Origin of the sequence: Rhodoferax sp. (assembly GCF_039922535.1) — a bacterium.
GTDB lineage: Bacteria > Pseudomonadota > Gammaproteobacteria > Burkholderiales > Burkholderiaceae_C > Rhodoferax_B.
In genome coordinates, this window is sequence record NZ_JBDTEM010000272.1 from 1 (window position 1) to 10,860 (window position 10,860).

Genomic DNA, 10,860 nt, shown 5'->3' on the forward strand with positions numbered 1-10,860 from the left:
GATGCGGCCACCCTCGGGCAGGGTGCCGTGGCGAAAAGATTGGAACAGGGCGGGCATCAACTTGCGCCAGGCGAGGTCGCCGGTGCCGCCAAACAAGACTAGATCAAAGCTCATAGAGTTACATCCAAAAGGGTGGCCGCCAATGTAACTTAGTTTCAGGTTTCTGAAAATAAGGCGGCCGAAATTTCTTTTTATCGGGATTTTTATCAGTGTTTTCCCGCTTGTGGCGCTTTCAAACTGGGGTCTAAGCTGGGTTTGTAATCTAGTTACCCCGATGCGGACCAGCGGCGCTGGTTTTACGTTCACACAGATTTTGCTGCTTGGTAACCAAAAAGATGCACCACGCGGCCACGTCGGGTATCTTTTTGTTTGTACCATTCGGGAACGTGCCGCCCTTCAGCCTCTGGCGCGCACCGGTTTCCAGCGAGCGAACCCCGCCTATATTGGGTTCTGACCACACCACACCACACCACACCACACCATGACCCAACTCGACTCCCTCAAGCAGTTCACCACCGTCGTTGCCGATACCGGCGACTTCAAGCAGTTGGGCGTGTTCTTGCCCACCGATGCCACCACCAACCCGTCACTGATACTCAAGGCCGTGCAAAAGCCCGACTACGCGCCGCTGCTGGCCGAGGCCGTGGCCAAGTACAAGGGCCGCCCGCTGGACGAAATCACCGACCGGCTGATCGTACGGTTTGGCTGCGAGATCTTGTCCATCGTGCCGGGCCGCGTGTCTACCGAAGTCGATGCGCGCTTGAGCTTTGACACGGCGGCCACGGTGGCGCGCGGCAAGCGTTTGATCGAGATGTACGCCAGCGAAGGCATTGCCAAAGAGCGCATTCTGATCAAGGTCGCTTCCACCTGGGAAGGCATCCAGGCCGCAGCCGAGCTGGAAAAAGCCGGTATCCGCACCAACCTTACGCTGCTGTTCAGCTTCGCCCAGGCTGTGGCCTGCGGCCAGGCCAAGGTGCAACTGATCTCGCCGTTTGTCGGCCGCATCTACGACTGGTACAAAAAGAACGCCGGTGCCGCCTGGGTCGAGGCCGACATGGCCGAAGCCAAAGACCCCGGCGTGGTGTCGGTCACCCAGATCTACAACTACTACAAGCGCTTCGGCATCCAAACCGAAGTCATGGGCGCGAGCTTTCGCAACGTGGGCCAGATCACCGCGCTGGCAGGCTGCGACCTGCTGACCATCAGCCCCGACCTGCTGGCCCTGATGGCCGCCAGCGACGCACCGCTGCAGCGCACGCTGGACGCAAAAGCTGCCCAGGCGATGGATCTGGAAGAAGTGACGCTGGACGAAGCCGGTTTCCGCTTCGCCCTGAACCATGACGCAATGGCCACCGAAAAGCTGGCCGAAGGCATCCGCGGCTTCGTCACCGATGCCATCAAGCTCGATAAATTGCTGGCCGCGTAAACCCAAGAGGAAAAAATGGACGCACTCCATCGCCCCCGTTGTGACACCGTGCCCGCCTGGGCGCAACTGCAAGCCCAGTACGCTGCCAGCGGTGCGGCGCTGGATTTGCGCCAGGCTTTTGCCGCCGACCCCGGCCGTTTTGCCGCTTTCAGCCAGGACGCACCCTACGTGTTTGCCGACCTGTCGAAGAACCGCATCGACGCCGCCACGCAAAGCCTGCTGTTCGACCTGGCCCGCCAGACCGGCGTGGAAGTGCTGCGCGATGCCATGTTTGCCGGTGCCAAGATCAATACCACCGAAGACCGGGCGGTGATGCATTTCTTGTTAAGAAAAAGTGCTCCAACGCAGGCAGCACCTGCGACAGCAGCTATCAAAAATGATTTGGCCGAGGTGCACGCCACGCTGGACGCGATGCTGGCGTTTGCCGAAGCCACGCGCGCTGACACGTCCATCACCGACGTGGTCAACATCGGCATTGGCGGCTCCGACCTGGGTCCGCTGATGGCCACGCTGGCGCTGGATGCGTTTGCCACGCCGACCAAGCGCATGCATTTTGTGTCCAACGTGGACGGCCACGAACTGGCTGCCCTGCTGCCGCGCCTGAAGGCCGACAGCACGCTGTTTTTGATTGCCTCCAAAACCTTCACCACCACCGAAACCATGACCAACGCCCGCTCGGCCAAGGCCTGGTTCGAGGCGCAGGGCGGTACCGACACGGCGCGCCACTTTGCGGCACTGACCACCAATGTGGCCGCGGCGAATGCGTTTGGCATCAGCACCACTTTTGGTTTTTGGGATTGGGTGGGCGGGCGCTATTCGGTGTGGTCGGCGATTGGCCTGCCGGTAGCGATTGCCGTGGGTGCCGCCAACTTCCGCGATTTTCTGGCCGGTGCAGAAGCCATGGACGAACACTTCCGCACCGCCCCGTTGGAGCAAAACCTGCCCGTGCGCCTGGGCTTGCTGGACGTGTGGTACCGCAACTTCCACGGCTTCACCAGCCGCAGCATCGCCCCGTACCACAGTGCGTTGCGCCGCCTGCCCGCGTACCTGCAGCAGCTGGACATGGAGAGCAACGGCAAACAGGTGGACATGCAAGGCCAGAAGCTGCCGTTTGGCACCTCGTGCGTACTCTGGGGTGAGCCCGGAACCAACGGCCAGCACGCCTATTTTCAGATGCTGCACCAGGGCACCGACGTGGTGCCGGTCGAATTCATCGCGGTCAAAAAAGCCCGCCATAGCCTGCCCGGCCACCACCAAACGCTGCTGTCCAACGTAGTCGCCCAGGCCCAGGCCTTGATGGTCGGCAAGGCCGATGCCGGTGGCCACCGCAACTTCCCCGGCAACCGCCCCAGCACTTTCTTGTTGCTCGACGACCTGACCCCCACCAGCCTGGGTGCGCTGATTGCGCTGCAAGAGCACCGCGTGTTCGTCAGCGGTGCGCTGTGGGGCATCAACAGCTTTGACCAATGGGGCGTGGAGTTGGGCAAGGTGTTGGCCAAAGACATCGAGCCGCGCCTGCAATCGGGCGATGTGTCCGGCCTGGACGGGTCTACCGCAGGCCTGTTGGCCAAGCTGCGCTGAGGTGGGGGACGGTGTTTAGCGCCGCCTTCATCTGGGAGCCCGGCCAGTACGACGCAGAGTTTGAGCGCCTGGATGCCCTGATCGACGCGGTGGCCCGCGCCATGCCGGGCTTTTTGGGCGTCGAGGTGTGGGTGTCCGAAAGTGGCCAGCGCCGCAACGCCACCTACTACTGGGCCAGTCTGGAGGACGTGCAGGCCTTTTCCCAGCACCCGCACCACCTGGAAGCCAAGCGCCAGTACGCGCGCTGGTACAAGGGTTTCCACATCGTCATTTCCGAGGTGGTGCGCTCCTATGGCGACGGGGCGTTTGCCCACCTGACGCCCAACAACCGGGTGCCGGCCTAGGCCTTTGCAGGCCCGTAACCTGGGCGCTACGCGCGCTGGTGCTTCTTACATTCGCTTTACCACACCGCTACCGCGCCGATAGCTCGCAGCGCTTCAATGGCGCTGTGCAGGTGCGGCTAAGCACACGCTTTGGCAAGAAAGGGCTTTTATCTGCCCAATCTGCAGCCTGCGCGCTAACTTAGGAGTTTGTATGAAGCTGAATGCCGTTATCTCTTCCATCGCATGGGTGCCATTGGGCTTGGTCCTGGCTGCGCCCCTGGCCCATGCGGCCAACCCTGGCGGAGATGTGTATGTGGGTGGTGGTCTGTCGCTCAACCGCGCTGCGGGCTTGGCTGGGAAAGTCGATTCCACGCTGGCCAGCCAGGGCATCGCCAGCAGTACGTCTGGTGACCACACCAGTACCAACCCGAATCTGCAACTGGGTTACCGCATCAGTCCAAATCTGGCGGTCGAAGCCACTTACGACCGGGTGGGCAAGATGGATCTGCAGTCCAACATCAGCGCACCCACCGCCGACACGGCATCGGGCAGCTGGAAAGGCCATGGCCTGGGCCTGCATGTGCTGGGTATTGCGCCGCTGGACGATAAATGGTCGCTCTACGGCCGCCTGGGGGTGGAGCGCTGGCATACCAGCCTGGACCTGGCATCGAACGCCGGCGGTTCGACCAGCTATGCCGCCAGCGATTCACATACCTCGCTGGCTTTGGGTGCGGGCGCGGCCTATGCAGTCACCCGCAACATCGACGCGACAGCGGAGCTGGTGCACTACAACCATGTGGGCGATGCCGCTGCTACCGGCCGTACCGGGCTGAACGAATTTAACCTGGGGTTGCGCTACCACTTTATGTAAACCCCGCCCGTTGGTCAGGGCGTGAGGTTGAGGCGGTAGGCGTAGGCCTCGCCGCGGTAGGTGCTTTCGATGTACTCGACCAGCTTGTGGTCGCTGCTGAAGGACTTGCGTTTCAGCAGCAGGCAGGGCGCGGGTTCGGCGTAGTCGAAGGCTTTGGACTCGGCTTCGCTGCTCATTACCGCTTCAATGGTTTGCTCGGCCGCCGTCAAGGCCAGGCCGCAGTGCTCTTGCAAATAAGTGTAAACCGAGCCGCGGGTGTCCCAGTGGGCCATGGGCGGGGCGAGTGCCAGGTCGTACCAGGCGACTTCGCGGGCCAGGGGCTGGCCGTCGGCCAGGCGAATGCGTACCAGTTTGGCAAAGCTGTTCACCGATGGCCGGCCGAAGATGGAGGCAATCATGCGGTCCTGCACCACGTCATGCGTTACCAACTGGGTACTGGCGGCTAGGCCCCGGTCGCGCATGTCTTCGGCAAAGCCTTTGAGTTTGCCCATGGGTGGATGGATTTTTTGCGGTGCCTGTACCTGGGTGCCGCCGCGGCCGTGGGTGCTGAGCAAGTGGGCGTGGCGCAGGTCGTTGTAGCAGCGTTTGATGGTGGTGCGGCTGACTTGCAGGGCTTCGGCCAGTACCCGCTCGGACGGTAGATTGCTGCCCGTGGGCAAATCGCCACCGTCGATCAGGGCCAGGATCTGGCGTTTCAGTTGCTGGTAGTAGGGCTCTGAGGTCTTGGAGTCCAGCCGCAGTTTGGCCAGAATGCCCTCGGACGCAGCCCCGGTGTGCGGGGCCGGTGGTGCGGCTGGGCGTGCGTTTATCGTTGGGTTGTTCACTGGGTCGGTCCAAAAAATACCAGCGGCTTTGCTGGCCAGGTAATTTTGTTCCAGGCGTAACAATCTGCGTCTTTGGGGTTCGCGACATATTTGGGGTTTCGCCCACAAATATGGCCCACGCAGGCCCTGTTTGTCGCGTGCGTGACTCTTGTGGGGCCGTCGGAATCAGCGTTGCCGTGCTTGCGACGGGGCACCCGGCAGGCCCAATTGGTGCCAGGCGCGGCGCAATTGGGTATCTGAGCTAAAGCCTGCCAGCTCGGCGGCGTGGTTGACGTTGTGGCCCGATTGCAGCGCCGTCTGCGCCACCGCCAGGCGGATGCGGCGCAGGTACTGCAGCGGTGCAATCTGCGCGTATTCCATGAACAAACGGGTCAGGTGGCGCGGTGAGGTGTGGGCCATGTCGGCCATGCGGGGCACCGTCCAGCCCGCACGGGGGTCCAGGCTGACGGCATCCTGCACCCGGTGCAGGGCGGGGTGCAGGTGGTTGCGGTAGGCCAGAAAAGGCGACAGCTCGGGGTCGTGTGGGCCGCGCCGCAAGGCTACGACCATGGTTTGGGCCACCTGCGCGGCGATGGGTTCGCCACAGGTTTCGGCGATGCGCTGCAGCACCAGGTCGATGCCGGTGGTGACACCCGCGCTGCTGTAGACCGGCGCGTCCTCCACAAACACCCGGTTGGCCACCACCTCGCACAGTGGCTCCACGCTGCGCAGTTCGTCCAGGTGCTGGTGGTGGGTGGTGACGCGGCGGCCCTTGAGCAGCCCGGCGTGTGCCGCCAGCAGAGTGCCCGCGCACACCGTGACCAGCTCCAACTGGAGCGTGGCCAGGCGCAGGCCGCGCAGCCAATGCAGCACGGCGCGGGCTGGGGCGTTGTCTACTGCGATGGTGGCTCCGGGCAGGCCGACCAGCACCACCCAGTGGGGCGTGGCCGGGTGGGCGGTCAGCGTGTTGGGCAATGGCTGCAGCCCGGTGAGCTGTGCGCCCACGCTGGACGCGGCATCGGCATCGGGGCCGATAAATTGCAGGGCGAAGCGTTCCGGTTGGCCCTGCGCCAGCAGGCATTGGTTGGCGATGCGCAGGGCTTCCGCCGGGCCGGCCCAGTCGAGTATCAGGCTGTTCGGCAGCAGGACGAAGAGGACCTGGATAACCGGCGGTGTCAGGGCTGGGGTTGCCATGCGTAGTCCATTTGTCGGGCGGTGCGTACGGCTAGGTCGTGCCCTGCCAACGTCGCTACCAGGTGCAGGCACATGTCGATACCCGCACTGATGCCTGCCGAGGTGGTGATCTTGCCTTGTTCCACCCAGCGCACGCCGGTCTGTACCTGCAGGGCAGGGAACATGCGTTGCAGGTCGTCCACGTCTTCCCAGTGCGTGGTGACGGGGCCCTGGGTGAGCACGCCGCTGCGCGCCAGCAAAAAAGCGCCGGTGCAGACCGAGGCCACGGTGGTGGCCGTCGCGGCGGTGGCGGCAATCCAGGCGGTCGTTTCCGGGCAGGCGAGTGCCGCATCGACCACACCACCGGGGACGATCAACACATCGGTCGTGGTGCAGCGCGCAAACGTGCTGTCAGAAATTACACGTAATCCGGCCCTGGCGCATATAGAGTCTGTGGTGCGTGCTACGCATTGTGTAGCAAAAAAAGGCGCGTCGTTGGGATGGGTGCGGCCGTGTACGCGGCTGGCCGTGGTGAAGACCTCGTACGGTCCGGCAAAGTCTAGCGCTTCGACATCGTCGAACACCAGGATGGCAACCTGGTGCGTCATGCGGCAGCTCCTTCCAGGGCCTGCTCTACCGTGCAGATGCGGGCGAAGCGCTCGGTGAGCACCGCAGCGGTGCGGGCCATGATGTCGGCAGCGGGCAGCACGGTTCCGTCCAGGTGCTGCATGTCCCAGGTCAGTGTGGATTCGAGGCAGTAGTCCACCGTCCAGCCCAGATCAGACGCGTGGCGGGTGGTGGTTTCGCAGCATTGCTCGGTGCGGATGCCGCTGACGATCAGGCGCTGGATGCCGTGGGTGGTCAGCCACACGTCCAGCCCGGTGCCCACCAGCGCACTGTGGCGGCTTTTGGTGAAGCTGGCGGCGGGCTCGAACACGGCCAGGCCTGCGATCGGCTGGATGTGGCCGGACTCGACGGCAAACGCGTTGTCTGCGGTCTTGGGGCCGTCCACATGGAAAATGCGCACGATGGGAATCCCCCGCGCCACGCAGCCGTCGATGAGCGCGTTCTGCTTGGACAGATAACCGGGCAAGGTGGCAGGCGAGAAATAAGGACGCTGCCGAAAAGACTCTTGCGCGTCGATCACAATAAGACAAGTTTTCATGGTGTGCTATCTACAGATGGTAGTGGTTGGTACGCACTATTCTCTTGCGCTAGAGCGGGGTTATCCATCGCCAATAAGACCAGTTTCGATCATTTTAGGACTTAGATTTTGTTGAATGAAAAAGCGCCTTGCCATCGGCCAAAATGGCAGACATGGCACTTCCCGACATCCCCATTGAACCCGCGCGCTGTTTTTGGTGCGACAGCTCTGACCTTTACCGCCACTACCACGACAACGAGTGGGGCTACCCGGTGGGCAATGACACCCGGTTGTTTGAAAAAATCTGCCTGGAAGGCTTTCAGTCGGGCCTGAGTTGGCTGACGATTTTGCGCAAGCGTGAGAACTTTCGCGCAGGCTTTGCGGGTTTTGACATCGCCAAAGTGGCCCGCTTCGGCCCGGCAGACGTGGAGCGGCTGCTGCAGGACGCGGGCATCGTGCGGCACCGGGGCAAGATTGAAGCGGCGATCAACAACGCCCAGTGCGCTGAAAAGCTGCTGGAGAAAGAGCCGTCGCTGGCCGCCTACTTCTGGCGCTTCGAGCCCAGCGCCGCCGCCCGCCCCAGCCGCCTGACGGCAGACGTGCTACGCACCATGGGCCAGTCGCCCGAATCGGTGGCTTTGTCCAAAGAGCTGAAACGCCAGGGCTGGAAGTTCGTCGGCCCCACCACCGTTTATGCCTTCATGCAGGCCATGGGCCTGGTCAACGACCACCAGGAAGGCTGCCACGTACGCCAGGCCGCGCTGGATGCGCGCAAGGCGTTTCACCCGGCATAGACGTTTCGCCCGCCCATGAAAAAACCCCGCAGAGTTCGCGCTCTGCGGGGTTTTTTGTTTCCCTGTATTGAACAAGGATGCTGAACTCGTCGCGCAACCGGTGGCTGGGTAGGCGCAACGTCGTTAGACAGTGGCAAAGCCACGGCAAGACGGTACAACGCCCCCAGTCGCCGGTTTCGCGGCGACCCCAGATTACATGCCCATGTCGCCCATGCCGCCCATGCCACCACCCATGCCGCCGCCCATGCCACCAGCACCGGCTTCGTCTTTTGGAGACTCAGCGATCATGGCTTCGGTCGTCAGCATCAAAGATGCCACAGAGGCTGCGTTTTGCAGTGCGGTGCGGGTCACTTTCGTTGGGTCCAGAATACCCATTTCGATCATGTCGCCGTAGGTGCCGTTGGCAGCGTTGTAGCCGTAGTTGCCGGTACCGGCCAACACAGCAGCCACCACAACAGAGGCTTCTTCGCCTGCGTTGTAGACGATTTCGCGCAGAGGGGCTTCGATGGCCTTCAACACCAGCTTGATGCCGGCGTCTTGGTCGGCGTTAGCGCCTTCGATCTTGCCAGCAGCTTGCTTGGCGCGCAGCAGAGCCACGCCGCCACCAGCCACAATGCCTTCTTCCACGGCAGCGCGGGTCGCGTGCAGGGCGTCTTCCACGCGGGCTTTCTTTTCCTTCATTTCGATCTCGGTGGTAGCGCCCACCTTGATCACGGCCACGCCGCCAGCCAGTTTGGCCACGCGCTCTTGCAGCTTTTCGCGGTCGTAGTCGCTGGAAGCTTCTTCGATTTGCACGCGCACTTGCTTGACGCGGGCTTCGATGTCAGCAGCAGCACCAGCGCCATCAATGATGGTGGTGTTTTCTTTGCCCACTTCGATGCGCTTGGCTTGGCCCAGATCGGCCAAAGTGACTTTTTCCAGGGTCAGGCCGACTTCTTCAGCGATGACCTTGCCGCCGGTCAGGATGGCGATGTCTTCCAGCATGGCCTTGCGGCGATCGCCGAAACCAGGAGCCTTCACAGCCACCACCTTCAGGATGCCACGGATGGTGTTGACCACCAGGGTCGCCAGGGCTTCGCCATCGACTTCTTCAGCGATGATCAGCAGAGGACGGCCAGACTTGGCAACTTGTTCCAGGGTAGGCAACAGTTCGCGGATGTTGCTGATCTTCTTGTCGAACAACAGAACAAACGGGTTGTCCAGCAAAGCGGCTTGCTTTTCTGGGTTGTTGATGAAGTAGGGCGACAGGTAGCCACGGTCGAATTGCATGCCTTCGACGACATCCAGTTCGGATTCCAGCGACTTGCCGTCTTCGACGGTGATCACGCCTTCTTTACCAACCTTGTCCATTGCGTCCGCAATGATCTTGCCGATGGATTCATCGGAATTGGCAGAGATCGAACCGACTTGGGCGATTTCCTTGGAGGTGGTGGTGGCTTTGGAAGCCTTCTTCAGCTCGGCGACCAAAGCAGTCACTGCCTTGTCGATACCGCGCTTCAGGTCCATCGGGTTCATGCCGGCGGCCACGTACTTCATGCCTTCGCGGATGATGGCCTGGGCCAGCACGGTCGCGGTGGTGGTGCCGTCACCCGCCAGGTCGGAGGTCTTGGAAGCAACTTCCTTGACCATCTGCGCACCCATGTTTTGCAGCTTGTCTTTGAGTTCGATTTCCTTGGCCACGGACACACCGTCCTTGGTCACGGTAGGGGCGCCGAAAGAGCGCTCCAGAACCACGTTACGGCCTTTAGGGCCCAGGGTCACCTTGACTGCGTTAGCCAAAATGTTCACGCCTTCAACCATGCGTGCGCGGGCTTCGCCGCCGAAAACTACGTCTTTTGCTGCCATGAGAATTTCTCCGGAATCAGTTAATTAAGGGATGGACTGGAAAGCGAGAAATTACTTCTCGACGACTGCGAACAGGTCGTCTTCTTTCATGACCAGCAGTTCGTCGCCGTCAACCTTGACGGTTTGGCCGCTGTACTTGCCGAACAAAACGCGGTCGCCGACCTTGACGGTCAGGGCGGAGATGTCACCCTTGTCGTTCTTTTTGCCTGGGCCAACGGCCAAGATTTCGCCTTGATCGGGCTTTTCAGCAGCCGAGTCAGGGATCACGATGCCGGAAGCGGTCTTGGTTTCGCTGTCGATACGCTTAACGATCACGCGGTCGCCGAGAGGACGTAGGTTCATAGAGTCTCCTAAAAGTGAAACAGTTTAAAAAGGGGCGTGGGGCGGGTGCTAGCACTCAACCCCTACGAGTGCTAATGATAAGGGCAAGTTGTGACGTTTCAAGGGCAAGGGCCAGAAATGCTGTGTTGGCGAGAGGCGTTGGTGGGCGTTTGGCCCAAATTTTGGTGCACAAAATTTATAAAAATAAGGCCGCTAGCGCGGATTTCACCTGCGCAGGCAGCTATCTATTTAATAGTGAGCAGGTTGCGAGCTGTGTTAGCCGCCACCGTACAGCCACGGCAGATCCAGCAGGCGTTCGCCGCCCAACTGCATGGCCCGGTCGCGGCCCCAACGCACTAAACCGGAAGCATGGAAGATGCGTCCGTTGCGCTGGGCGCGGGCTTGCACCCGGGCGTTGCGTTGCCAGCGTTGGCGGGCGTAGTGGGCCAGCGCCGCAGGAATGTCGGTGCCGGACTGCAGCACGCTGGCCAGTGTGGCGGCATCTTCGATGGCCATGCCCGCGCCTTGGGCCAGATACGGCCGCATAGGATGTGCCGCATCGCCCAGTAACGCGACCCG

Annotated in this window: 13 protein-coding genes; 5 read left to right on the forward strand and 8 right to left on the reverse strand. The window is 61.8% G+C overall.

The window, feature by feature from the left end:
- Positions 1–114, reverse strand: a 114-nt coding sequence (locus tag ABI213_RS12525; protein ID WP_348027352.1) for a hypothetical protein, incomplete at its 3' end; no start/stop codon positions are given.
- Between the two features lie 367 nt (positions 115–481).
- Here ABI213_RS12525 and tal point away from each other — a divergent pair.
- From tal to ABI213_RS12545, 4 genes are all read left to right on the forward strand, one after another.
- Positions 482–1,426, forward strand: a complete 945-nt coding sequence (gene tal / locus ABI213_RS12530) for a transaldolase (protein ID WP_348007957.1) — start codon at positions 482–484, stop codon at positions 1,424–1,426.
- Positions 1,427–1,441: 15 nt separating this feature from the next.
- Positions 1,442–3,007: a glucose-6-phosphate isomerase gene (gene pgi / locus ABI213_RS12535; RefSeq protein ID WP_348007958.1), complete on the forward strand. Its 1,566-nt coding sequence runs from the start codon at positions 1,442–1,444 to the stop codon at positions 3,005–3,007.
- A gap of 11 nt (positions 3,008–3,018) precedes the next feature.
- Entirely contained in the window at positions 3,019–3,351 is a 333-nt protein-coding gene (locus ABI213_RS12540; RefSeq protein ID WP_348027336.1) for an antibiotic biosynthesis monooxygenase, read from the forward strand.
- 190 nt (positions 3,352–3,541) lie between these two features.
- A complete protein-coding gene (locus ABI213_RS12545; protein WP_348027338.1) occupies positions 3,542–4,201 on the forward strand; it encodes an outer membrane beta-barrel protein in 660 nt (219 codons plus the stop codon).
- 14 nt (positions 4,202–4,215) lie between these two features.
- Here ABI213_RS12545 and ABI213_RS12550 read toward each other — a convergent pair whose 3' ends face one another.
- The 4 genes from ABI213_RS12550 to ABI213_RS12565 form a co-directional block, all read right to left on the reverse strand.
- A complete protein-coding gene (locus tag ABI213_RS12550) occupies positions 4,216–5,025 on the reverse strand; it encodes a GntR family transcriptional regulator (protein WP_348007413.1) in 810 nt (269 codons plus the stop codon).
- A gap of 165 nt (positions 5,026–5,190) precedes the next feature.
- The gene (locus ABI213_RS12555; protein WP_348027340.1) at positions 5,191–6,198 is read right to left on the reverse strand and encodes a helix-turn-helix domain-containing protein; all 1,008 of its coding nucleotides are present in this window, start codon (positions 6,196–6,198) and stop codon (positions 5,191–5,193) included.
- Positions 6,180–6,785, reverse strand: a complete 606-nt coding sequence (locus ABI213_RS12560) for a DJ-1/PfpI family protein (protein ID WP_348027342.1) — start codon at positions 6,783–6,785, stop codon at positions 6,180–6,182. Before ABI213_RS12560 ends, ABI213_RS12555 begins: the two co-directional genes overlap by 19 nt.
- The gene (locus tag ABI213_RS12565; protein ID WP_348027344.1) at positions 6,782–7,342 is read right to left on the reverse strand and encodes an isochorismatase family protein; all 561 of its coding nucleotides are present in this window, start codon (positions 7,340–7,342) and stop codon (positions 6,782–6,784) included. Before ABI213_RS12565 ends, ABI213_RS12560 begins: the two co-directional genes overlap by 4 nt.
- A gap of 152 nt (positions 7,343–7,494) precedes the next feature.
- Here ABI213_RS12565 and ABI213_RS12570 point away from each other — a divergent pair, with 152 nt between their 5' ends.
- The gene (locus ABI213_RS12570; protein ID WP_348027346.1) at positions 7,495–8,115 is read left to right on the forward strand and encodes a DNA-3-methyladenine glycosylase I; all 621 of its coding nucleotides are present in this window, start codon (positions 7,495–7,497) and stop codon (positions 8,113–8,115) included.
- A 192-nt stretch (positions 8,116–8,307) separates the two neighbouring features.
- On the opposite strand, the gene groL is transcribed toward ABI213_RS12570, so the two are convergent.
- The 3 genes from groL to ABI213_RS12585 all read right to left on the reverse strand — a co-directional run.
- The gene (gene groL / locus ABI213_RS12575) at positions 8,308–9,960 is read right to left on the reverse strand and encodes a chaperonin GroEL (RefSeq protein ID WP_348027348.1); all 1,653 of its coding nucleotides are present in this window, start codon (positions 9,958–9,960) and stop codon (positions 8,308–8,310) included.
- A gap of 51 nt (positions 9,961–10,011) precedes the next feature.
- Positions 10,012–10,302 carry a co-chaperone GroES gene (gene groES / locus ABI213_RS12580; protein WP_348006718.1) on the reverse strand — a complete coding sequence of 97 codons (291 nt, stop codon included), beginning with the start codon at positions 10,300–10,302 and terminating at the stop codon, positions 10,012–10,014.
- A gap of 255 nt (positions 10,303–10,557) precedes the next feature.
- On the reverse strand, positions 10,558–10,860 hold a 303-nt coding region (locus ABI213_RS12585; RefSeq protein ID WP_348027350.1), incomplete at its 5' end, for an FAD-dependent monooxygenase.